Origin of the sequence: Exiguobacterium aurantiacum (genome assembly GCF_001766415.1) — a bacterium.
Taxonomy (GTDB): domain Bacteria; phylum Bacillota; class Bacilli; order Exiguobacteriales; family Exiguobacteriaceae; genus Exiguobacterium; species Exiguobacterium aurantiacum_A.
In genome coordinates, this window is record NZ_MKXO01000014.1 from 17,961 (window position 1) to 39,455 (window position 21,495).

The following is a 21,495-nucleotide window of genomic DNA, read 5'->3' on the forward strand; positions in this document are numbered from 1 at the left end:
AACCCCTCCTTAAAATAAAACGCCGGCGTGTAAAATGACGTTCGCATACGGTGTCGCTTCACCTGTACGAATGACGACTTTCGCCTGCTCGACTTCACGCTTGAACGCTTCATGCGAGCATGTCTTGACCGTTTCGAATCGTTCGGTCAACGCTTTGGCGATCGGCTCGTTCTCGGTGAACACTTCGTCCGCCACCGTAATCTGTTCGATGACCATGTCAGCCTCAACCGCATTCAACACATCAAGAAATGACGGTTCGCCTAGACGTAGTGCTAAATCGACCCGCTTTACTCCTTTAGGGATCGGCAGTCCGCAATCGGCGATGACGACTGTATCCGTATGTCCCAGGTCAGCAAAGACTTTTGCCAAATGACTATTGAGAATCCCATGTTTTTTCATCACACTCGCTCCAATCGTCTCATCACGTCGGCTCGGTTCGGCATCCCGCCTTGAGCCCCGAATCCTTCCACGCTCATGCCCGAAGCTACGACGGCAAAACGCGCGGCTTCTTCTAAATTATTTCCTTCCACGAGGGAAACTGCGAGAGCGCCATTGAATGTATCTCCCGCCCCGGTCGTATCGACGACATTCGCCAGGATGGCTGGGATATGTTGAATCGTCTTCCCGTCGAAGAAACGAACACCTCTTACTCCTTCTGTCACAATCAATTTGTTTGGGTAACGGCGCAATACGTCTTCAATCGGCAAGTCGCCGAATAGATCGCGGCATTCGTGCTCGTTCGGCGTCACGTAGGTCACCTTTTCAAGTAACTCACTCGTAAGCGCTTGAGACGGCGCCGGATTTAACAGGACTGGAATGTTTCGCTGATGACAGTACGTACTCACTTGTTCGACGGTTTCAATCGGAATTTCTAGTTGCAACAAGACGAGCGTCTGGTCATCAAGCAGTTGCTCCAACTCCACGTCGGTGAAGCGTACATGCTTGTTCGCGGATTGAACGACGACGATTGAGTTATCGCCGTCTGCTAATACGATATGCGCCGTCCCTGTCACTTCTTCGCCAATCGTTCGCAGATGACGCGTCCCGACCTGGTTCTGTTTAAAATTTTGACGGATTATATTCCCAAATTCATCGGATCCGACGCAACCGACCATCTCGACCTGACCACCTAGTCGAGCGGCAGCCACTGCTTGGTTGGCGCCTTTTCCCCCGGGTACCGTCTGAAATGTATTCCCGATGACCGTCTCTCCAGCCTGCGGACGTTTATTTGTCGTGACAACCAAATCCATAGATACACTCCCGATGACAACAATTCGGTTCATGCGTCATGCCCCTTTCGTTTCGTCGTCTGTCGCTCTGTCAGTGTGACAGGCAATAAAATTTCTTTTGCAGCGGTCTCTTTCTTTTCAATCAAATCAAGAAGCCGCTCGGTCGCTCGTCGCCCCATCTCATAGATCGGTTGAGCAATCGTCGTGAGTGGCGGAGACGTCATCTCACCTAACTCGATGCCATCATACCCGATGACTTGTAAGTCTTCAGGCACCCGGACGTTGCGACGCACCGCTTCCTGCAAGACTGCGGCGGCGATGACGTCATTGGCGGCAAACACACCATCGAACGGCCAATACTCGTCAAATAATGTTTGTGCCGCCGTGAGCGCCTCTTTGAATGCGAAACTAGAATGTGTCATCCCGACGAGCCGGTCACCCGCCACGTCGAGAAAACCATCTGTCCGTCGCCTCACCGTTAGGAGGTGTTTGGGCCCAGCGATGTGAGCAAGCTTTGTTGCCCCACAGCTCAACAGCGTCTCCGCTGCGAGGCGTCCACCTTCATACCCGTTCGAGATGACGGCATCAATCCCCGGCTTGACGATACGATCTAACGCCACCATCGGTAGTTCTAATTTTTCATAGTTCGGGTTATCCGAATGGTTCGTCGTAATAATCAGTCCATCGACATGCATCGTCTGAAGAGCGACCAAATACGTCTGCTCTTTTGAAAGTTGCTCATCTGTGTTGCAAAGTACGACCTGATAGCCGTGCTGGTTGGCCACGTCTTCAATCGCTCGGGCCAATTGTGGAAAGAACGGATTTGTAATATCCGGCATAATCAAGCCGATCAAGCCCGATGTCTTTTTAAATAATGAACGCGCGACTCGGTTCGGGGCATAGTCAAGTTCGGCGATGGCCCGCTCGACGGCTTCCCGCGCTTCTGCACTCACGTATCCGTTATTGTTCATGACACGGGACACGGTCGCGACAGAAACGTTCGCTCGTTTGGCCACATGTTTGATTGTCGCCATCTCGCCCCTCCTTCTTTGGTAACGCTTACAAAACAAGCATAATGTGTAACCGGTTACATATCAACTATTTTTTAAGAAATTTAAAAACTTCGATTTTTCTTAGCTAATAATTAACAATAGAGGCGCGTCTATCCACCAGGGACGACGCGCCTCTACTCGAAATCTTTTGACGTTTTTCTGCTCCCTTAGTTATAGAGATGAGCGGTTGTCATAATCATCACGCGTGATGACATAGACCAAACTTCGAACGGTCCGTCCGTCCAACCGAGTCAGCTCTTGCGTCGTCGTGAACGCATACGTGAAACCGCACTTCTCGACGACACGACGCGACCGGTCATTGAAGTCAAAATAACCGCACCAAATCCGTTCTAAACCAAGGTCGACAAATCCGTGACGAAGCAGCTCACGCACCGCTTCTGGGACGTAGCCTCTCCCCCAATGATCCGGACTGAGCACGTAGCCGATTTCGCGCTGGTTGTCGTGTTGGATATCCGGGTCTGGTCGCCGGTCGTGCAAACCGATGCTACCGATCAGTTCGCCGGTCGCTTTCAACGTGATCGCCCAGACGTCTTGATCTTGCTGGAATATACGGATGACGTCCCGCGTCTCGTCGACGGACTCGTGCGGGGCCCAGCCCGCCATCGGTCCGACCCGCTTATTCTTCGCATAGCGATGCATCGCTTCGGCGTCATCGAGCTGAAACGCTCTGAGCCTTAGCCGTTCTGTGTCTAATTGAATCATGTCAGCTGCTCCTTCGCTCGTTTCCCTCGCCTCCGTTCCGGGAACAACGGAACAGAGGAGGGATGACGATGCCGTTTGATTATGATCTTGATTTTGAGACGATCGATTTCCGAAAACACCCCGAGCTCTATCGCGTCGGACGCGGTGAACAAGGTGTGCTGCTCGTCGAGCCTTACAAGAGTGAGATTTTGCCGCACTGGCGCTTTAAGACACCGGACATCGCCCGCCAATCCGCCGATGAGATCATGGAGCTGTTTGAAGCGTATCGGGCAAACGACGATTTCGTCGGCATGGACATGGCGCGGAAGTTCATCCAGATGGGCCATACCCGGGCCCGTCGTTACGCCAACTATAAAGGTGGCCGCAAGTATAAAGACGACGGCGCTATTCACGATCGCCAAATCGACGAAGAAAAAGCCGAGTCGGCCCGCATCTTTAAAGTGCGGTGGGATGAGATCCGTGCTGACGAGGACTACTTGAAACGTAAGAAGGCCCATCAGAAACAGTACGGCTAAAAACCATATGGCGCTTCATACGTCCACGCTTGAATCGCGTGGGCGTCTTTTTCTGTCATAGGACGAATTTCCATTTGCGCCTCCTGTCTCACGTCTTACTCCTGTTCGTGTCCTACACGAAAAATCCCTGTCGCTCCATACAAAAAAGGATGGGTTGCCCCCATCCTCTCGTTATTTACGGGTCCATGTCGCCGTGATGTCGACGTCGGCCGCATGCATCAAGTTATGGATCGGGCACCGGGCCTCGACGCCTTTTTGTAGCGCCTCGATCCGTTCATCCGACTCGGTCGTGTCGAGCACGATGTTGACGTGCACGTTCTCGAAATAAGTCCGGACCCCTTCGACGCCTTGGAAGCCGCGCGGGTCGAGCGTCCCTTCCGTCGCGAACGTCACACCGTCATAGTTGAAGTCCTGGTCTTGCGCGACATAGGCGATCATGATCGTCGTACACGATGATAGCGCCCCGAGTAAGTATTCGAGCGGATTCGGTCCGGCATCGGTCCCGCCGAGACGTTCCGGCTCATCGACGATAAACGGCTCTAGGTCGCGCACATGCACCGTCGTCTTCACGCTCGTCGCTTCGCCCTCGGCCCGCATCGTCACTAATGGTTTTTCTGACATCCCATCTCCTCCTTTTGAAATCACATCTCTACTACCGTTCCCGTTATGTCGGACCGTGTAACGCGTCGTCGTAAATCGCATAGTCATTTTTACCTTGCTGCTTGATTTGATACATCGCTTGGTCCGCCTTATGAATCAACGTGTCCAAATCCATGCCTTGGTCTGGCGCGACACTGACGCCGATGCTTGCTCGAATCGGGATTACCCCGTGCCCTAGTTTGAACGGCCGTTCCACCAACGTCGTCCGCAGCCGCTCCACGAACGTGACGATGTCCGCTTCTTCCACGTCCGTCAAATAGATGTAGAACTCGTCACCGCCGACGCGCGACGCGAGCCCGGTGTCCGGTGTCACTTCTTCGAGCAGGACGCCGAGGTGGATCAAGAAGTCATCGCCGACTTGATGGCCGTAAGTGTCGTTGACTCCTTTAAACCCGTCAAGGTCGAGGATGACGAGGGCAAGGTTGTCCGCTTGAAGCAACGCTTGATCAGCTTGTTCATAAAAAGCCCGACGATTGGCGAGCTTCGTGAGCGGGTCATGATAGGCGAAAAAACGAATCGACTGCTCCGCTTCCTTGAACGTGTGGACATCGCGAATCAAAATCATGCCGTGAATTTTTTGATCGATATAGACGAAGTCACCATCGATGACGACGTATCGTTCTTGTCCGGTCTTCGTCTGAACCTTCGTCTCGAACTCTAAAAACTTCTTTTGGGCCGTGAAGTGCTGTGTATAGTGATCGCACCATTCCTCACGCTTCTTCTCCGGCAATAGGTCGACGAACCGTTCATTGACGACACGGACCGTGTGGAACAACATGCGTGCGGCCGGGTTCGCACTCTCGATCCGACCAGTATCGTCGACGAGCAGAATGGCAGACGGGTTCAAGTTGTACAACGTCCCGTAGCGCTTGGCGTAAGAGGCGAGAAAATCGAGCCGGTTCATCGCCAAAACGAGCGCCACCGTCCAGACCAATCCGCCGTACATATACGCATAAGGCGGAACGACTCCACGAAATTGGAAGTAACCGAACACGATGTCCCAAATCAAGACGAGTACCGCCGTCAAGATGAGTAGACGCAGCACCCGTTGATGTTCATGCCGTTCTGCTCGTTTGAGCGCATATGCCAACAACAAAATAATCAGGAAGTGAAAGACGTTCCCAATCGTCATCGTCGTCAAATAAGAAACGTTGAATTCAGGATAAATCCAGAGCCCGACTTGGTCGAAGCGTTGACTGTTGATGATGTTCTCTTGTCGAATGAACGTCAAAGCAACCGGGATCAACGGTAAGTAGATTGCATACGGGTATACCCATTTCGGCATCTTCGCACCGACGCCCGTCACTTTGACGATGAAATGGACCGAAAAGATAAAGATCAAAATGCCGGCATTGCCGAACCAATAGGTGACGAACGCCGGGCTCGCTTCAATCGGTGACAAGTGACGGCCGAACTCCGCCAAAAACAGCATTGCGTAACCGAATACGAACAGACTGAGCAGACGATGCTCGACTTGTCGCGGGTTACGTAACAAGACGTCGAGCGCGAGATGGCTCAACAAGAAGGCCGGCAGTAAATAGGCGGCCATATAAATAAATAACGCGGTCATGAACAGACCCCTTTCTTGAACAGATACGTCTTTACTTTCTCTATCGGCCGCATCAATTCCTTTTTCGAACGGGCTGACACATCACCGCAAAAAAAGCGAGCGGATTCGAATCCGCTCGCTCACATGATTTATATCGTCTCTTCGATTGCAGTATCACCTTTGACCAAGTCGATGGCTTTGTTTGCCGCTTCTTGTCGACCGATGACATGGGCCAAGAACGCTGCGACATCCGCCCGCGGAATCTCGCCCGTCGACACGTTGTCGACGTTCACTTTGCCTGTACCGGCATCGTCTGTGAGCGCGCCTGGACGGACGATCGTATAGTCGAGTCCACTCTGTTCGAGCAAACGGTCCGCATGATGTTTTGCCACGTAGTACGGTTTCATCGAATCGGGCCATGCCGAGCGATCTTCCGCTTTCAAGGCACTGAGCATCACGAAGTGCTTGATGTTGCCGTTCGCTTGGGCCGCCTCGACGCTTTTCGCTGCACCGTCTAGGTCGATGAGTAACGTTTTGTCGGCTCCCGTGCTGCCGCCCGAACCGGCCGCGAACACGACTGCGTCCATGCCGCTCATCGCTTGCTTCAACGTCTCAACGTCACCTTCTAAGTCTCCGAGAACCGCCTGATAGCCGTTCGCTTTGAACTCGTCTAGCTGCTCTTGTTTCCGCACCATCGCGGTGACTTCGTGCTTCCCATCCTGCTTCAATCGTTCGACGAGTTGCTTTCCAATCTGTCCATTCGCTCCAATTACAAATACGTTCATCTGTCTTCCTCCTCAAATAAAATTCAGAGACAAGCGAAACGCCGTGTGGCCATGGCCACGTCCGGTGCAGAAGCAATGGCCGAGATGACAGCTACGCCGTCAGCCCCGTCACGTCGAATCGCTTCGACGTGTTCAGGCATGATTCCACCAATCCCCACGATTGGCAAATGCTGAAACCGGGCTCGCACTTGCCGAATGAGCATCGTTCCATTCACTTCGGCCGCGTCTTGTTTCGACACAGTCGGATGAATCGGTCCAATTCCGACATAATCGGCGTATCTCGAAGCCGTTGCGGCTTGCTCGATCGAGTGGACTGAGACACCGAGCCACTTCTTTGAACCGATTCGCCGACGAACGACTTCGGCTGCTGCGTCCTCTTGTCCGACATGAACTCCGTCCGCATCGAGTTTGATTGCCAGCTCGACGTCATCATTGACGATGAACGGGACACGGTACTGTCGACAAAGTGTATGCAACGCTCGTGCCATCGCTTCTTTTTTATCCCCATACAGTGGCTCTTTACCTTTTTCGCGAAATTGAAAACATGTCACACCACATTGAAGCGCCGTTTCGACCGTCTGAACGAGATCAAACGTATCCGCTGTGCCGCAGATGAAGTAGAGCTTTAACCGCTCAACGATAGGCGATGGACTCAATGGAAACCACCTCCTTCGGGTGCTTGTTATACGCCCAATGATTTGTCGGTCCATGCCCGCTGCCGATTTGTAATCCGTGGGAGATGGCACTATGGATGAACTGTTTCGCCTTCTGCGCGGCTTCCGTAACGGTATGCCCGTTCGCGAGCTCCGCTGTTAGCGCAGCCGAAAACGTGCAGCCGGTCCCGTGCGTATCTTTCGTCAGCAACCGTGGTGTCACCATTCGAAACGTATCGGTCTTCGTCATGACTAGGTCTTCGGCGAGAGGACCGTCCAAATGACCGCCTTTCAACATGACGACGTTTGCCCCGTAAGACAACAAGCGCTCAGCTGCTTTCATACGATCAGTGAACGTACAAATCGTCAAGCCGGTCAACACTTCAGCTTCAGGGATATTTGGCGTGACGACCGTCGCCATCGGTAACAGCCTCGTCCGTAGCGCGGTGACGGCGTCCCGTTCAAGCAAGGTCGCACCGCCTTTAGCGATCATGACCGGATCGACGACGACATTTTGAAATCGATGCTGCTCGATTGCGTCCGCCACGACGTCAATCAACTCACGATTGAACAGCATCCCGGTCTTGCACGCCGAGATGATAAAGTCTGATCCGACTGCATCGAGCTGGCGTGCGACGAGGTCGGCGGAGACGGCTTCGACACCGTGCACGCCACGCGTGTTTTGAGCCGTCACCGCGGTCACGACACTCGTGCCAAATACGCCTAATTCTTGAAACGTTTTCAAATCGGCTTGGATTCCGGCTCCCCCGCCAGAGTCCGAACCGGCGATGGTCAAGACTTGAGGCCTCATCGCGCGAACACCTCGATTCGGTCGCTCGGCAGGTCAGTTGACGTCATGGTAGCGAGTGCGTTGAGAAAGTGGATTGGGAAATCCCCCGGACCCGTCGCTGCTTCACTCGCCAACTCGCCGCATCGTGCATATCCGGTGAGCGCGGTCGAGGTTGCCGTCATCACGTCCGGTTCAACAGCAAGGAACGCACCGACGACCGCACTGAGTAGACAGCCGGTGCCTGTCGTCTCTGTCATGAGCGGATGCCCGCCCAAAATTTCTAGCGTGACCGTACCATCGCTCACGAAATCTGTCCTCCCCGTAATCGCGACAACACAGCTAAATCGGTTCGCTGCTCGTTCGGCGAGTTGTTGCGGATGATGTGTGCCGCTTCCGGCGTCGACCCCTTTCGTCGTCCAACCGGCATCGACAAGCGTGGCGACTTCCCCGGCGTTCCCACGGATGACCGTGACGCGGACGTCTCGCAAAATTCGTTCAACGACACCGCGGCGGAACGGTGTCGCCCCGACACCGACCGGGTCTAGGACGACAGGACGACCCGACTGATTCGCAGCTTGTCCGGCACGGATCATCGTCGCCTCGGTCATCGCGTCAAGCGTCCCGATGTTCAAGACGAGGGCATCGCTCACGGTCGCCATGTCTGCCACTTCTTCAATCGCATCGGCCATGACCGGGGACGCACCGATGGCGAGCAACCCGTTGGCCGAGAAGTTGGCGACGACGATGTTCGTAATGTTATGGACGAGCGGTCGCTTCAACCGGACGGCTTCCCATAGATCCGGCCTCATCGTCCCACCTCAAGCGGCAGTTCCCACGATTCGAGTGTCCAGGCCATCTCCCAAAACGCGAGCTCATAGTAGCAACTTTTCAAGAACAGCTGCTGATAGCGCATCCGTTCTGACTCCGTCGCTTGTCCCGCCAATTCGTCAAGTCGCTCGATCTGCTCTTCGACGAGTTCACGGAACCATTCCGAACCGTACGTCGCAATCCAAACAGAATAGATTGGATGGTCTGGCTCTGCGTCCTTCAAGCGCTCCCCGATCTCGTAATACACCCAGTAGCATGGAAGAATCGCCGCGAGTACGTCTCCGAGGGTCGGCCCGGCTTGTTGCATATGGAGCGCGTATGCATAAGCCGTCGGAGCTGGTTCGAACGTCGCCCACTCCACGTCACTCACCTCGAGCATCGTAAAAAAGTCCCGATGCAACTCGTGCTCCGCCTCGATCGTGTGGAGGGCGTGCGTCAAAAATCGGCTCGCCAGCTCCATCGTCGGGGCAAGTGTAGCGCCCTTCGCCTGTACTTTCGAAAATTGATTCAAGTAGTACGAGTCTTGCATCACGTAATGCCGAAACTTCGCCTCGTCGAGCGTCCCGTCTCCGAGCGCGCGGACGAACGGATGGTGGAAACTCGCCTCAAACAAGGCGTTGGCCTCTTGGCGGATGTGTGCGGTAAATGTCATCGTATTCTCCTCCTTTGTATGAAAAAAGACGCCGCCTCCCATAACGGAAGCGGCGTCGGCCATACACAAAGAGTGTGAGAAAGGACGTTTCGCCCACTTCCCTCCGCTAGCGTGAACTAGATCAGGTTCAAAGGGTCTGGACCTTGTCCATCTCAGCCGCGTCAAGCGACTCCCCTAGTGGCAAACATTATGAAATTCGGTCATCTTCGACCACATCATATCAATCTTTTTGAAAAATGCAAACCCTTTAACGCGAGAAGCGACGGTTGAGCGCGGTCCCAAAATGCGAGAACCGTTCCGTCCCGAGCTTACGACGGTTCGAGGCCGCGAACACGTAATAATCGACCTTCCCCATAAAATAAATCAAGCGCAGTCCTGCGATAAAGAACGTGATGGTCGTGCTGATCGCAAAGCCGACCCCATACCAATCGATCCCGCGCGATAGTAACGACAACGTGAACAAGGCGTTCAATGTGAAGAACGATAGGTTGACGAACAACGCACCACGCCGGTCCTCAAAATAAAGCAAGAGCAGCGTCAGTACGAGAATCATCGCGTTCGCGAACGCGGCGAGCGTCGTCATCCGGAAAATTTGACCGACTTCTTCCGGGACACCAATCCAACCGACGAACACACCCGCCATCAGGATCGCGAACAAGGTGACAACACCTTGACTTCGCCCAAGTCGGATCAATTCATTTTTCAACACCGTCGTCATCGTCTGCTTCGCCTTCTCAATTTGGTGTAACGCCCCGCCATAATTGATCAAGCCGTAAAACGTTCGGTAGCGCTCGTAAAACCTTGTCTCGACAGCGACGACGAACAAGAGCTGGGTCGGGATGATCGTCAAGTACGACCAGAACACAGCCGTGTCATAATACGGATTGAACACGAACGAATCGGCAATCACCATGCGACCTTCACCAAACCAAATGATGAAGTTGGTCACCCAGATCCCAAGCACGTATAACACACCAATCGCGAACAAGTCCGGATACTTATCAAAGTACCGGAAGTATGAAAACTCTCGCGTCGCATACCTGAGCGGAAACGTCCGAAGCATCGCGAAGAATAGCCCGAACAGCGTCACGACCATCCCAACGGTAAAGCCAAACAGAAGCTCGAGGCTCGATGGGTTGACCATGAGACGACTGATCAAATAGACGCTCGCGACTGAAATAACCCCGCCTAGCAAGAAGCTGTAAGCGACCGCTTGATAAAATTTGGCGGCGCTCAAGAACAAGAACATGACCCAGATGACGTTGATGGTCATGAATAAGACGAACAGGACGAGCTTATAGGCGAAACTGAGCGGTGAAATCAGCCAAAACACGCTATACATGACGACGGCAGCGAGAATCGTCACTTTTAACATGCCGGTGAAGACAGGAAAGATCTCATGGGCTTTCTTTTCATAAAACAAATCGGCCACGTATCGCGTGACGACGAGCTGCTGAAAACTAAATAGAATTTGCGAGAAAATGAACGCGTAAGACACGGATAGCATAAACAGTGTCCGTTCCTCGAGTGACAACATCGGCATCTGAAACGCCAACCATTGAATCGTACCGACAACGAGGATGACAATCAGCCAAGGGCCCGATGTGACGAGACCGGAAAACGTGTACGCCTTCAGTCTTGAAGAGTAATAGTCTTCTTGAAACAGCTTTTGTAACTTAAACCCGATGCCCGCCATACTGTTCCCTCCTCGCTTCATAGATGGCTTTATAGCGGTCGACGAACTGTTGCAATCGATAATACTGACGGACACGCTCGCGGCCGTTTTTACCGAAGCGCATCCGTTCGCGCGGATAATCCATCATCCATTCGACTTTGTCAGCGATGGCTTCCGGATGGACCGGAGGAACGATGAAGCCGGCCGGACCGAACGGATCGTCAGCGCGTCCGTAAAGTAGTTCCGAACAAGCCCCGACATCGGTCGCCACCCAAGGGATGCCAGCCGCCATCCCTTCTAAAATGGCAAGCGGCTGCCCTTCCGATATGCTCGTCAACAACAACAAATCAAATTTCGGCAACCAGTCTTGTACGTTCACTTTCCCGACGAGTTCGACATAGTCGGTCAGCCCGCTCTGCTCAATCAGTAGACGACACTCTTCGGCGTACTCTTCGTCCTCATCAAGCGGACCCATGATCGTCAGTTTAAACAGCCGATGGCGCTCTTGAAGGATTTTTGCGGAATAAATCATCGTCTTCAAATCCTTGATCGGAACGAGGCGGACGATAGCCCCGATTTGGAACACATCATTCTCGGCTCGCTCAAGCGTAGCGTGGATATGACGGTCGTCAATCCCGTTGGCGATAATTTTCGTCTTCTCGCTAGGCGCGCCAATCCACTCTTGATATTCGCGATTCCGCTCAAACAGTGTGATAATCTCGTCGGCCGCGTTATACGCCTCGCGTGACAAGTGATGGAAAAAGCGAACCCATCTCGGTTTGTAAGGGGACGGAATCCAATAAGACTGAAGGATTTCTTCCTCGCGTTCACGTGAGTAGATGCCGTGTTCGGTCAAAATGAACGGGATACCTTGCGTCTCTTTCATGTAAGATGCGACGACACCGGCGTAGCCTGTCGAGATGGAGTGGACGAGATCGACTTTTGGTAACGGTTGATGCAACACACGCAAGATCGGCATATACATACTCTGCCACATCCAAAAATAATCGATGAACGAGCCACCGTTCATTTCTTCTGCGTAAGCCGATTTTACGTTTCTCCAAAAGAACTCGCTTGAGAAGAAGGCTTGGCTTGATGGGACTTGTTTCCCGAGAATGCCAAGCGCTTGCCGGTTCGGGTTTTTCAACATGAGCCATTCCGAAATTTTCCGCTCGTCTTCGGCGTCGAGCTTCATTCGACCCTTCGCCTTTTTATCCATATCGCTTAAATAAAGGTGTGTGATTCCTGACACGTTTTGCGGCAACTCATATTTCATATCTTCTGGCCGCTTGACCGATGGCTGAATCGAGATGATTTCAAACTCGACTTCCGGCATCGCTTCAATCAGCGTCTGCGTCCAACTCGAGACACCTCCGCTCACATACGGGTAACTCCCTTCTAACACGAGCCCAATCTTCATTGCGGGTCCCCCTTGATGGCGATTTCAGCGTTCGCTGATGTCAATTGGACGAGATAGAGTGGACGGTCCGCCTCCATCTGCTCGACCGTGCCGAATGCGAATTTGCCTGTGTCCAATGATTGGCCCACTTTTAGACGGACGGTGAAGTGTGACGGATTGACGAGTCCGTCCCCGGTCAAATAAATGGTCTCGTCATCAAACGTGACGTTCAAGTCTGCCTCTTGATACGTGATTAGTTTTTCCGTCGCATAGTGTTGTGTGTAGGCCTCTAAATAGGGATAGCTGACGTTAACATCATCGACGATTTTTTTCAAACTGGCGAACATCGTATCCCAGTCGCGACCGAAAGCACGGTCTGGGTCGATGACGTCATCCGGGTGGATAAAGTGTGAAAACACCCCAAAGTTAGCGATCGCATCGACCATTTGGAAGATCGAACCTCTTTCTTCCCCGTAGTCACTCGTGATGCGCGGGAAATGATAGATTCCGGTATGTGTCGTATCAAATTCGAACTCTTGGACAAAATCACCATTTTCCGGGTCACCGGTATAGAGTGACGCAATCGTCCGCAGTTCAGGCAACGCTTCAGCAATCGCGTCGACACCGGTACGATTGAGTGCATTCGAAGGTGGGACGTATGATTTGAGTTGTTCTGCCGGGAAATAGTTAGCAAATACCGACTCTGCCTGCAGCAGCGAACGCTTCATCTCGTCCTTGTCTTTCCACGGAATATATCCGTACGTCGGATCGATCGGTTCATCGGCCGTGACAAGTGATTGGTGATTGTATCCGTGCAACCCGATTTCACCACCCTGCGCCAATAGTTTTCGACCGAAATAGAGCATCGGGAACTCGCCGCGTTTAATCAATTTATCATCTAGCAGTTCCATCTCTTCTTCGTACGTCCCGATCATCGCGCCCGTATAAATGACGTCGTCATCTTGAGCCATGTCGACCATGTCTTTCCACCAATCTTCGGCAAAGAAGTCTTTGACCGATTTATCGAGTGGTGTCGCCGAGACATCTTTCATCTTGCCGTCCATGACTGGAGCCGGAAAGTCATCGATATACATGAGCTTAATCGCCGCTTGGGCACCCACGAACGCAGGCGGTAACGTTCCGAGCGTTTGGACGAACAGTCCGCGAATCATCTTTTGATCGGTGATCGTTGTATTCCAGTACAGAACGTTCCCATCACCGACCTCATATTCCCAAAGGACGGGAAACCCTTCCGCTGACAGCAAAACGTTCGCTTCGTCTGCAATTGCGAAGTCGACGACACTATGGACGAACAGATCGTCCGGTGGATTCAAGTCGACATAACCCGGGAAAATCGTTTCTTCGAAGTTCAGACCGTAAACGTCTGGAACGAATTCACCGATTTCTTCGATACCTGTCACTTCATTCCAAGCGGGGTCTTTGAAACGGTTGGCGAACACGACATTGCCTCCTTGTTCGACGAACCGTTTCGTCTCTTGCAATGGCCATGTCGCGGTTTGTTCTCCTGTAAATACGATGATGCTGTAGGGAGACGGCGTGATCGAACTGACCGCACCCGCATCAATTTCTCGAACGTCTAGTTTGGCGTAACGCAAACCATACAATAAATTATCTGCCGTATTGACCGCCAAATCACCTTCGTCTCGGACAAGGTAAACTTGAAGTTGTTGCTCTCCTGTTTTAGCGGAAGCATCACCTTGCAATTGGTCGATATTCATTCGTTGTTCAGCAACGTTCGGTAACAACGTATGCAAGGAATGAATCCTCAAGTATTGGATAGCACCGACGACGACGAGAAATAACACGATGAAGAGCGAGAATGAGATTACAGTTCGTTTTTCCATGATGTCGAATCACTCCATTCTTCAAACAACAGCCGGTGCTCATAAGGCACATCGTCTAACGAAAATTGTGTTTGCATCATAAACATGACAGCCTTCACCTCGGTCCACCGCTCCCGTTCATAGTAAAAATCGATGAGCATAAGATGGGACTCGATGCGTTCCGGGAAATGGTGAACGTACTCCTTCAATATTTCAAGCTGATCTCTAGGACGTTTTAACGTGATGTAGACTTCGTTTAAATCCTCATAAATCCATGGCGACGGCGGATACAGTGTCTTCGCTGTCAAAATCTCTTTTAACCAGGCCTCACGTCTGTCTTTCAACATGACTTCCGTGATCAGTTCACTGTGAATCATCCGTTTGTAAATTGTCGCTAGCCGGCGAATCGTTTCCGGGTTTCCTAAATCGTATTCATGCTTCGCCAATTTCAACTCTTGCTCGTACTGATCGATGAGAATATTCATCGTCGCGGCCGCATAATGGACTGTTTCACTGTCCGTGCTATTAAGCCCCATCTGCAAGTATTTCCCTTGGTTATTGATGGACTGGTTGACGTGCGTCAAAATCGAGTGCTTGCGAATCGCCGGATCTTTTGAATTGATGGCATCGGCTAACGGCAGCAGGCTAGAGCTTGTTTTCGCATCGTGCCGAATCTGCTCATAATTGACGACCCGAAAATCAATATACTCATCGTAATCTTCAATCAGTCCGCTCCGATCGAAGCGTTCTGCGAAGCGATAAATTGCATATACTGCGACTTCCGCGACAAAAGGTAAAAATAGGCCGAAGCATAAAGCGACTACTGCCACCCCATAGTCTAGCGCTTTCATTTTCCGCTTCAACACCACTAACAAAACGAACGCCAAGATTGCGTGAATCACATAGAGCCCAATCCAAACTAAACTGTCGATGGCTTCCATGAACTCACACTCCCTTCTGGATCAAAATCCCTTCGATCCGATCATAAATTCGTTGACGGTTCTCCTCACTCGTTCCTGGGAGCAAGAGTAACAACTTGTTTTCGTCTTGGTCATAACCGACGATATCAATCTCTCGCAAATACGAATGCACGATCGCTTCAATACTTTCGAGCGAGACCGGTTCATAATCGAGCGCATACTCGAGTACGATGAACGGTTGATCGTGATGAAGTTTCTTTTGTTCTTGAAGCGCCACTATCTCGATGAACGCCTCTTTCTTGTAGAACGATGTGCCCGGGTAGCGCTTCTCGTGCTGCTCTTTACGAATCAAGTTTTGCGCGTTTGTGATTCGCGTCCCGATCCACGAGAACAGGATATTTAATACGTGGAGGTCATCTGTCGTCAATTTCCGGAGCGGCAGACGCTTAATGACGACAACTTCACGCGTCTCTCCGTCAATCACGATCGGAGCGAGCAACATCGGATCTGTGTCGTCATCATCGAGTTGCCGTAACATCGTCTCTTGGACTTGGAAGAAACGTTTGAACATGCTCGACGCCTCATCTAAGAAAATGGTTTGTGGAAACTCTTTCTTCTCGGCTTGGCGAATGATTAGACGCATCGACTTTTGCGATCGATCGACATGATAGATGGCGACGTCGCTCGCCAAGAAATATTTTTTAAGCAGACGAATCGTCTCGCTACGAATCAATTCAGGATGTGGCAGGTCAAGCGAGACAGCTAGTTCGTACAATTGATTTAAACTGTATTCCGATTGAAGTAATTTTTGACGAAGGGTCGTTTGCGAAGTGTTGAGTAAATCGACGGTCTCTTTCAAATACGTGTTTTCATCTTTCAGTTCTTCGTTGCGAAACTGACTGATTTCATAACGCTCTCGAAATGAAGTGCTAAACAAGCCGACGATGACAGTGAGTGCGAAGTAATAGAAAAGAGTGAGAAGTGAGTTTGTATCGTAGAACAGTAAGAAGATATCGCCTCCGACAAGTCCGGTGTAGAGGACTTTGTACAGAAGCAAGACGGCGAAACTGATCAACCCAAAGGTTGTTCCGTAACGTAGCGCAAATAAGATGGCGGCTACATAAAATAGGTTCAAATCATTTTGAATCGTCCCTAAATTGAAAGCTAAATCGATTCCAATCAATAGAGTAAACACGACAAGAATTTCGGCCCACTTAATCCACGGGCGGTCTTGAGCATATAGAATGATAATCCCCTCCCAACGCTTAGTCACAGCTTCATAACACGAATGTCATGCTTACTTATTTGGCGCTCGCAGCAAATTCCCCTGCTAATTATCTTAATTCCCTTCCTGAAAATCCCATGTATCATAATAAGTGGGTTCATGATAATGGATAAACCCGTTCGCTTCCGCCAAGTCTCGACTAATAGCTTCCTCTTGGTCCGAAACAGTAAGTACTGCAATCCCATACTGTTCTTGAATCACATTCATACGGTCCAACATTTCCATCGACCAAGAGTCCGATGTGATCTCCGAATAATTGAACCCCTCCCACATGAACCCGTCCACGTATGGAGCGCTCGTTCGTTCAAGCGTTTCGATTCCCCAATTTTGTACAATCGGGACCCCAGGGTAAGTCTGCTTAATCGCTTTTAAAAATGCTTCTAATCCGTTCAATTGCTCAGTCAAGTCTTCGGGATAGTCGAGGTGTACATCGTCGATATCTCCAACCGTGTCTAAAAAGATACCGTCCAAGTGTTTATTGATGACTTGCTTTTGAATCTCGCGCATCAAAATCTTCCGAAAATGGTCCGAACTGATATCTGTCAAATAGGAATCCCATTTCGGAAAATAAATCCGCTCTCCGTCCCGGTAGAAAAAATCGTCTTGTTTCATTTGACCGATCAGTTCCCGATTCCACGTGTCCGCTTCCATCACGTTTATATAGCCGAGCACTTTCGTGCCGTTCGAACGAATCGCTTCAATCTGCTCCGGTGTATACCAAATCGGTTCGATGATCACGAGATCATACCGGGTCATATCCTCGATAATCGCCTCGGTCGGAATGTTGTAAAAAATTTTGTACGAGCTGATTTTATCAAAATTAAATGGCGTCTTCGTGGTACATCCACCTAGCAGCAGAAGCAGCACTAAACTCGTCAACCTAAAGCGTCGCACACGGACACCTCCTTGTCGCAGAATCCTTCATGGTGCAATTAGGTCCGTTTGACGTCAATTGTTCAGGGAAACAACTTAGTATGACTTAGCAAAAAAGGAGAGATGAGGATGAATACGATTTTACTGACGGTTGCCCTCTTATTCGTCGGACTGAACGTATATACCTTCTTCCGCCGACAGACGTACCGGCAGACCGGATTTGACGGCCGATTATTTAGCCACCTTTTCATCAGCTTGTTAGGTGTGTTGATTGGGTTTGCCTTGGTTTATTACGTGTTGTCGTGGGACGGGGTCATTCTCGTCACGTCACTTGAGACGATGACCGCTGTCGAGCCATCATGGCAAAACCTGCTCTATTTCAGCGGCGTCACGCTTCTATCAATCGGATTTGGTGACTTACTGCCGGTTGGGCCGGCCCGTCTGTTCGCCCTACTCGAAGCCGCAATCGGAATCTTGCTCCCGACCGCGTTTTTCGTAAAATCGATGTACAAAAAAGAAGACTGACAAGCAGTCTTCTAACGTCCGGTGATAAGTAAAAACATGTTAAATGCGACGAGTCCAAGCGGAAATAAGGCCACGACAACGATTGGCCATTTCTTCGTCCGGATGCCGACAAATAAGAGTAAACTCCCCACTAGGAGCGCGATGAACGTCGTATACGGATTCAAGCGTCATTCCCCCTTCTATAGAGTGGGTTTCCCGACTCGGCTAAAAACTAATCGTTTGAAGTCCAAAGCGTCGAAAAAGCGTCACGAATCCGCTTGGACTCGTCGTCCCGAAATGAGTTGCCACTTTTCTCCGAAACACGCCGACTGAAGACGCAGAACTGCTCGACCAACGTTTCAAACGCGGCTGCAATCGCCGCAGGATCCGCGACCGGGTATGTCCGTAAGTATGCTTGCCAAGCTTGATTTGATAAGTGGTTCACCAAAGCGTCCCCAGCTTTCCCGATATTCGAGGAAAAGCCGGTCCTATATCCGACATCCCACGCCATCATCTGTCGGAGCATGTCTCGCATGATCGTCACGTGATCGAGCGCATACAGCAGTTGATTGCGCCTTAGTCCTTTCACGACATACAATGACACCCACCAAAACTCGTTCCAACACGACGCATAGTCAAACGCGCTCGGGCGTTTGACTCGGTACGTCTCATCGCTCGGCACAGGACGTCCTGCCGTGTCATCTTTATCGAGCATGACGAGACTGAGCGAATCTTCCGCAATCGCCTCCTGCACGACGCGAACAGGACGAACGGTCAGATCGATCCGATGACCGGCTGCAAACTGGACGAGAAACGCAAACCGCTCGTATCTTGTTTGAGACGGTGACTCGTCCGGTGTCTGCATGATCAACACCTCGCCGAACCGATCGATCCAGGATTGATCCGTTATGAACGATGATACGTCCAGAACGAAAAACGTGACATCTACATCTTGAAACCGGTCTGGGGAGACGTGCGGATTGACGAGCGATCCGTTCAACACCATGATTCGGATGTCTTCCCGCTCCTCCGCCAAAGCGAGTAGCTGCTCGAGCACCTGGTTATTGTTCATTCGACGATGGCCCCGAGCGAACGGGCGACTTGGACCGCCTGCATGACGTCGAGTTTCGTCTTTTTGAGCGTAACGTCCGTGAAATCGACCCCGTCCATGTCAGCACCTATGAAGTCGGCAGCCGTACAGTCCGCATGCTGCAGGACGGCACGTGTCAACGCAGCGTTCGTCCAGCGCGACTCCGTCAAGTCCGCCCCGTACAAATCAGCCTCTACCAGACGAACATCCGACCAATCCATTTTTCGGAGCGGTGCGTGACGCAAATTGACGAACGACCAGTCGCCCCCACGAACGGTCACGCCCTCAAACGTACACGACTCGAACGAAGAACCTGTCATCTTGCATTGATCGAACTCACTTAAAAACAAATTCGCCCCATTGAATTGACAGTTTAAAAACGAACTGCCGACGTGGCGCGATGCGTTCCATTTCGAGTCGGTAAAGTCACAGTTGATGAAGCGGCACTGCTCGGTCTCGAACTCGGTCGCGTCGATGTATGTGAACCGACAGTTCTCGAACGTCGTATGTGAAAGTTGAAGGTCACGGAGCGTCTCCTCTCGAAAATCTTCTCCCTCATAGACTGCATTTGATTGAAACATGTCCTGCCTCCTTGGCGTATACTGATTGTAGTAAAAATTGGGAGTGTTGCATATGGATATCGTATTTCCGACCGATCAAGGAACGTTCAACTACCGAGTCGCCGGCATTTGGGTAAAAGACAATCACTTGTTGGTCCACCGAAACATAAATGACGACTTTTGGGCGTTACCCGGCGGTCGCGTCGCTATCGGTGAACAAGCCGAACTCGCACTCGCGCGAGAACTGAAAGAAGAACTCGCAGCCAACGTGTCCGAGACGGTGTTCGCTTTCGTCTCCGAAAACTTTTTCACGTATCTCGAACGGACGGTCCACGAGATTGGCATGTATTTTTATGTAAAAGGTGACCTCCCGCTCCAGACCGGCGACTTCCACGGACCAGAAGGTGATCACCTCATCTATCGTTGGCAGCCGCTCGAGCAGTTACGTGAACTGACGTTGTATCCAGAGACGCTCTATACGTTGCCCGAGGCATTGCCGCCTCATTTCATTGACCGCTGACTCAGTAGACGCGCGTCATAAAATCGTTTTTAGTTCGTTCAAGTCTCGAATCTCATACGTCGTCTCGACCGTTGCCGCAACCTCATCCGGGTTGTACCAACACGTATCGAGGCCGTACATGCGTCCTCCGGCGATGTCCGCCGTCAGCGAGTCACCGACGATGAGCCCGCACTCTGGCGACACGTTCGGGACACGTTCGAACACGTAATCGAAGAACGGTTTCATCGGCTTTTGCGATCCCGTCGCGTCGGAGACGAACACGTCCTTGAAATACGGGAGCAACCCCGACGCCTCAAGCCGCTTGAACTGTGTCTCTGTCACACCGTTCGTGACGATATAGAGCGGATACTGTTCACTGAGGGTTTGCACGAGTTCGAGTGCCCCATCGATGATGTGCACCCCGTCGTGCAAATGGTCCCGATAGCGCTGTTCGACTTCATGCGCATCGATCGCAATCCCGAGCGTGTCGAACAGTTGCGTGTGGCGGCCCATCAAGACGTCTTCCCGTCCGACCTCACCGCGTTCAAACGCGCGCCATAGCCCGTTGTTGATCGTCACGTATTGTTGTTTTAACGGATCGGTCATCCGGACGTTATGTGAGGCGAGCAATTGCTCCAAGGCGACGTGCTCGCTCCGTTTAAAGTCTAGCAACGTATCGTCGACATCAAATAAAATAGCTTCATACCGTTTCATAATTTGAATTACCCCTCTCTGCCTCTAATGTACAGGAACAGGCCGAGAAGTTCAAAACAAGGAGTGAGTCACATGGCTAAACGACCGATCACCAATCTCGAGTATTCAGATAAAGAACGTGAATCATTTTTCTATCTGACCGACGAGATGTTCGGCATCGATTTTCGCGGATGGTATTTGGACGGTGAATGGACCACCGATATCGCTGTTATTCGTTGACGTTCTACCGGAACATCATCTCGAACGTCAGCATGAGCCGGATGACCCTCGTGACGGACGGAACCGCTCGTGAGATGTATCAAATCGGGACGGTCATGACGGACGAGGACCGACAAGGACAAGGACTCGCCACCCGCGTCTTCAAGCACCTCTTCAAACAATATGACTCCGATGGATTGCCCTATATTTTGGCTTGTGACGAGGGCCTCGAACCATTTTATCAAAATCAGGCGAGAATACGCCCACTTCTAAACGACGCTGGCGAAGCCCTAGTGAAAGTGGGAGATGAATCGCCTTCGAACCAGGCTTGTCTTTCGATACGTCAATCGTTCGACATCGTGTTTGAACTTCCTGAAATCAGGTAAAAAATAAGTGTCACGTTCCTTGAAAACTGAAGATATAGGGTTGTGGCAGGAAGTTCGTCTGTCACGTAAAATCTTCAACGTTCACCTAGCGGATGACCGAAGTAGCGAAAAC

At 51.4% G+C, this 21,495-nt stretch carries 26 protein-coding genes and 1 riboswitch; of the genes, 5 read left to right on the forward strand and 21 right to left on the reverse strand.

Annotation, left to right across the window (positions count from 1 at the left end; all coding sequences use genetic code 11):
* Positions 1-9: 9 nt before the first annotated feature.
* The 4 genes from rbsD to BJU60_RS14275 form a co-directional block, all read right to left on the reverse strand.
* A complete protein-coding gene (rbsD, locus tag BJU60_RS14260; protein ID WP_070329456.1) occupies positions 10-399 on the reverse strand; it encodes a D-ribose pyranase in 390 nt (129 codons plus the stop codon).
* Entirely contained in the window at positions 399-1,283 is an 885-nt protein-coding gene (gene rbsK / locus BJU60_RS14265) for a ribokinase (protein WP_070329457.1), read from the reverse strand. Before rbsK ends, rbsD begins: the two co-directional genes overlap by 1 nt.
* On the reverse strand, positions 1,280-2,263 hold the full coding sequence (locus tag BJU60_RS14270) for a LacI family DNA-binding transcriptional regulator (RefSeq protein WP_070329458.1): 984 nt from the start codon (positions 2,261-2,263) through the stop codon (positions 1,280-1,282). The genes rbsK and BJU60_RS14270 overlap by 4 nt, the downstream gene beginning before the upstream one ends.
* Positions 2,264-2,452: 189 nt before the next feature.
* A complete protein-coding gene (locus BJU60_RS14275; protein ID WP_070329459.1) occupies positions 2,453-3,004 on the reverse strand; it encodes a GNAT family N-acetyltransferase in 552 nt (183 codons plus the stop codon).
* A 68-nt stretch (positions 3,005-3,072) separates the two neighbouring features.
* Here BJU60_RS14275 and BJU60_RS14280 point away from each other — a divergent pair, with 68 nt between their 5' ends.
* Entirely contained in the window at positions 3,073-3,519 is a 447-nt protein-coding gene (locus BJU60_RS14280; RefSeq protein WP_070329460.1) for a DUF4385 domain-containing protein, read from the forward strand.
* Positions 3,520-3,690: 171 nt separating this feature from the next.
* On the opposite strand, the gene BJU60_RS14285 is transcribed toward BJU60_RS14280, so the two are convergent.
* The 13 genes from BJU60_RS14285 to BJU60_RS14345 form a co-directional block, all read right to left on the reverse strand.
* A complete protein-coding gene (locus tag BJU60_RS14285) occupies positions 3,691-4,140 on the reverse strand; it encodes an OsmC family protein (RefSeq protein ID WP_016509231.1) in 450 nt (149 codons plus the stop codon).
* A 43-nt stretch (positions 4,141-4,183) separates the two neighbouring features.
* The gene (locus BJU60_RS14290; protein ID WP_070329461.1) at positions 4,184-5,749 is read right to left on the reverse strand and encodes a GGDEF domain-containing protein; all 1,566 of its coding nucleotides are present in this window, start codon (positions 5,747-5,749) and stop codon (positions 4,184-4,186) included.
* Positions 5,750-5,877: 128 nt separating this feature from the next.
* Entirely contained in the window at positions 5,878-6,513 is a 636-nt protein-coding gene (locus BJU60_RS14295; protein ID WP_070329462.1) for an SDR family oxidoreductase, read from the reverse strand.
* Between the two features lie 23 nt (positions 6,514-6,536).
* Positions 6,537-7,208, reverse strand: coding sequence for a thiamine phosphate synthase (gene thiE / locus BJU60_RS14300; protein WP_370259179.1), 672 nt, complete (start codon positions 7,206-7,208; stop codon positions 6,537-6,539).
* Entirely contained in the window at positions 7,147-7,977 is an 831-nt protein-coding gene (thiD, locus tag BJU60_RS14305) for a bifunctional hydroxymethylpyrimidine kinase/phosphomethylpyrimidine kinase (protein ID WP_070329464.1), read from the reverse strand. The genes thiE and thiD overlap by 62 nt, the downstream gene beginning before the upstream one ends.
* Positions 7,974-8,765, reverse strand: a complete 792-nt coding sequence (thiM, locus tag BJU60_RS14310; RefSeq protein ID WP_070329465.1) for a hydroxyethylthiazole kinase — start codon at positions 8,763-8,765, stop codon at positions 7,974-7,976. Before thiM ends, thiD begins: the two co-directional genes overlap by 4 nt.
* Positions 8,762-9,436 (reverse strand): thiaminase II, encoded by a 675-nt coding sequence (gene tenA / locus BJU60_RS14315; RefSeq protein ID WP_070329466.1) that lies wholly within the window; start codon positions 9,434-9,436, stop codon positions 8,762-8,764. Before tenA ends, thiM begins: the two co-directional genes overlap by 4 nt.
* An 81-nt stretch (positions 9,437-9,517) precedes the next feature.
* Positions 9,518-9,622: riboswitch (TPP riboswitch) on the reverse strand.
* A 61-nt stretch (positions 9,623-9,683) separates the two neighbouring features.
* Positions 9,684-11,132: an exopolysaccharide Pel transporter PelG gene (gene pelG, locus BJU60_RS14320; RefSeq protein ID WP_070329467.1), complete on the reverse strand. Its 1,449-nt coding sequence runs from the start codon at positions 11,130-11,132 to the stop codon at positions 9,684-9,686.
* Complete coding sequence (gene pelF / locus BJU60_RS14325) at positions 11,113-12,531, reverse strand: GT4 family glycosyltransferase PelF (protein WP_070329468.1); 1,419 nt, start codon at positions 12,529-12,531, stop codon at positions 11,113-11,115. The genes pelG and pelF overlap by 20 nt, the downstream gene beginning before the upstream one ends.
* Positions 12,528-14,375 carry a DUF2194 domain-containing protein gene (locus BJU60_RS14330; RefSeq protein WP_070329469.1) on the reverse strand — a complete coding sequence of 616 codons (1,848 nt, stop codon included), beginning with the start codon at positions 14,373-14,375 and terminating at the stop codon, positions 12,528-12,530. Before BJU60_RS14330 ends, pelF begins: the two co-directional genes overlap by 4 nt.
* A complete protein-coding gene (locus BJU60_RS14335) occupies positions 14,357-15,295 on the reverse strand; it encodes a tetratricopeptide repeat protein (protein ID WP_070329470.1) in 939 nt (312 codons plus the stop codon). The genes BJU60_RS14330 and BJU60_RS14335 overlap by 19 nt, the downstream gene beginning before the upstream one ends.
* A 4-nt stretch (positions 15,296-15,299) precedes the next feature.
* A complete protein-coding gene (locus tag BJU60_RS14340) occupies positions 15,300-16,547 on the reverse strand; it encodes a GAF domain-containing protein (protein ID WP_131504973.1) in 1,248 nt (415 codons plus the stop codon).
* A 66-nt stretch (positions 16,548-16,613) separates the two neighbouring features.
* Positions 16,614-17,453 carry a putative glycoside hydrolase gene (locus BJU60_RS14345; protein ID WP_236633714.1) on the reverse strand — a complete coding sequence of 280 codons (840 nt, stop codon included), beginning with the start codon at positions 17,451-17,453 and terminating at the stop codon, positions 16,614-16,616.
* A 108-nt stretch (positions 17,454-17,561) separates the two neighbouring features.
* On the opposite strand from BJU60_RS14345, the gene BJU60_RS14350 reads away from it, so the two are divergent.
* A complete protein-coding gene (locus BJU60_RS14350) occupies positions 17,562-17,957 on the forward strand; it encodes an ion channel (RefSeq protein ID WP_070329472.1) in 396 nt (131 codons plus the stop codon).
* Positions 17,958-17,968: 11 nt separating this feature from the next.
* Here BJU60_RS14350 and BJU60_RS15295 read toward each other — a convergent pair whose 3' ends face one another.
* From BJU60_RS15295 to BJU60_RS14360, 3 genes are read right to left on the reverse strand one after another with little or no spacing between them, the layout of a single operon-like run.
* Positions 17,969-18,121, reverse strand: coding sequence for a hypothetical protein (locus BJU60_RS15295; RefSeq protein ID WP_167615759.1), 153 nt, complete (start codon positions 18,119-18,121; stop codon positions 17,969-17,971).
* Between the two features lie 47 nt (positions 18,122-18,168).
* The gene (locus BJU60_RS14355; protein WP_070329473.1) at positions 18,169-19,008 is read right to left on the reverse strand and encodes an aminoglycoside 6-adenylyltransferase; all 840 of its coding nucleotides are present in this window, start codon (positions 19,006-19,008) and stop codon (positions 18,169-18,171) included.
* Complete coding sequence (locus BJU60_RS14360; RefSeq protein ID WP_070329474.1) at positions 19,005-19,607, reverse strand: pentapeptide repeat-containing protein; 603 nt, start codon at positions 19,605-19,607, stop codon at positions 19,005-19,007. Before BJU60_RS14360 ends, BJU60_RS14355 begins: the two co-directional genes overlap by 4 nt.
* 52 nt (positions 19,608-19,659) lie before the next feature.
* Here BJU60_RS14360 and BJU60_RS14365 point away from each other — a divergent pair, with 52 nt between their 5' ends.
* Positions 19,660-20,106, forward strand: a complete 447-nt coding sequence (locus BJU60_RS14365) for an NUDIX hydrolase (RefSeq protein WP_070329475.1) — start codon at positions 19,660-19,662, stop codon at positions 20,104-20,106.
* Positions 20,107-20,121: 15 nt separating this feature from the next.
* Here the strand turns inward: BJU60_RS14365 and BJU60_RS14370 are convergent, their stop codons facing one another.
* Complete coding sequence (locus BJU60_RS14370) at positions 20,122-20,799, reverse strand: YjjG family noncanonical pyrimidine nucleotidase (protein WP_070329476.1); 678 nt, start codon at positions 20,797-20,799, stop codon at positions 20,122-20,124.
* Positions 20,800-20,871: 72 nt separating this feature from the next.
* Between BJU60_RS14370 and BJU60_RS15300 the strand changes: the two genes are divergently transcribed.
* Together BJU60_RS15300 and BJU60_RS14375 are read left to right on the forward strand one after the other, a co-directional pair.
* Positions 20,872-21,018, forward strand: a complete 147-nt coding sequence (locus BJU60_RS15300) for a hypothetical protein (RefSeq protein WP_161567602.1) — start codon at positions 20,872-20,874, stop codon at positions 21,016-21,018.
* Positions 21,015-21,383, forward strand: coding sequence for a GNAT family N-acetyltransferase (locus BJU60_RS14375; protein ID WP_070329477.1), 369 nt, complete (start codon positions 21,015-21,017; stop codon positions 21,381-21,383). The genes BJU60_RS15300 and BJU60_RS14375 overlap by 4 nt, the downstream gene beginning before the upstream one ends.
* The last annotated feature ends 112 nt before the right edge of the window (positions 21,384-21,495 follow it).

Bases quoted from the DNA above. Each gene is read 5' to 3' on its own strand.
- BJU60_RS14365 (WP_070329475.1), top strand. From the start codon at position 19,660: ATGGATATCGTATTTCCGACCGATCAAGGAACGTTCAACTACCGAGTC.
- BJU60_RS15300 (WP_161567602.1), top strand. From the start codon at position 20,872: ATGGCTAAACGACCGATCACCAATCTCGAGTATTCAGATAAAGAACGT.
- thiM (WP_070329465.1), bottom strand. From the start codon at position 8,765: ATGAGGCCGGATCTATGGGAAGCCGTCCGGTTGAAGCGACCGCTCGTC.
- thiD (WP_070329464.1), bottom strand. From the start codon at position 7,977: ATGAGGCCTCAAGTCTTGACCATCGCCGGTTCGGACTCTGGCGGGGGA.
- BJU60_RS14330 (WP_070329469.1), bottom strand. From the start codon at position 14,375: ATGGAAAAACGAACTGTAATCTCATTCTCGCTCTTCATCGTGTTATTT.
- pelF (WP_070329468.1), bottom strand. From the start codon at position 12,531: ATGAAGATTGGGCTCGTGTTAGAAGGGAGTTACCCGTATGTGAGCGGA.
- BJU60_RS14335 (WP_070329470.1), bottom strand. From the start codon at position 15,295: ATGGAAGCCATCGACAGTTTAGTTTGGATTGGGCTCTATGTGATTCAC.
- pelG (WP_070329467.1), bottom strand. From the start codon at position 11,132: ATGGCGGGCATCGGGTTTAAGTTACAAAAGCTGTTTCAAGAAGACTAT.
- BJU60_RS14270 (WP_070329458.1), bottom strand. From the start codon at position 2,263: ATGGCGACAATCAAACATGTGGCCAAACGAGCGAACGTTTCTGTCGCG.
- BJU60_RS14355 (WP_070329473.1), bottom strand. From the start codon at position 19,008: ATGAACAATAACCAGGTGCTCGAGCAGCTACTCGCTTTGGCGGAGGAG.
- BJU60_RS14370 (WP_070329476.1), bottom strand. From the start codon at position 20,799: ATGAAACGGTATGAAGCTATTTTATTTGATGTCGACGATACGTTGCTA.
- BJU60_RS14275 (WP_070329459.1), bottom strand. From the start codon at position 3,004: ATGATTCAATTAGACACAGAACGGCTAAGGCTCAGAGCGTTTCAGCTC.
- BJU60_RS14280 (WP_070329460.1), top strand. From the start codon at position 3,073: ATGCCGTTTGATTATGATCTTGATTTTGAGACGATCGATTTCCGAAAA.
- BJU60_RS14290 (WP_070329461.1), bottom strand. From the start codon at position 5,749: ATGACCGCGTTATTTATTTATATGGCCGCCTATTTACTGCCGGCCTTC.
- tenA (WP_070329466.1), bottom strand. From the start codon at position 9,436: ATGACATTTACCGCACACATCCGCCAAGAGGCCAACGCCTTGTTTGAG.
- BJU60_RS14295 (WP_070329462.1), bottom strand. From the start codon at position 6,513: ATGAACGTATTTGTAATTGGAGCGAATGGACAGATTGGAAAGCAACTC.
- BJU60_RS14285 (WP_016509231.1), bottom strand. From the start codon at position 4,140: ATGTCAGAAAAACCATTAGTGACGATGCGGGCCGAGGGCGAAGCGACG.
- BJU60_RS14360 (WP_070329474.1), bottom strand. From the start codon at position 19,607: ATGTTTCAATCAAATGCAGTCTATGAGGGAGAAGATTTTCGAGAGGAG.
- rbsD (WP_070329456.1), bottom strand. From the start codon at position 399: ATGAAAAAACATGGGATTCTCAATAGTCATTTGGCAAAAGTCTTTGCT.
- BJU60_RS14350 (WP_070329472.1), top strand. From the start codon at position 17,562: ATGAATACGATTTTACTGACGGTTGCCCTCTTATTCGTCGGACTGAAC.
- rbsK (WP_070329457.1), bottom strand. From the start codon at position 1,283: ATGAACCGAATTGTTGTCATCGGGAGTGTATCTATGGATTTGGTTGTC.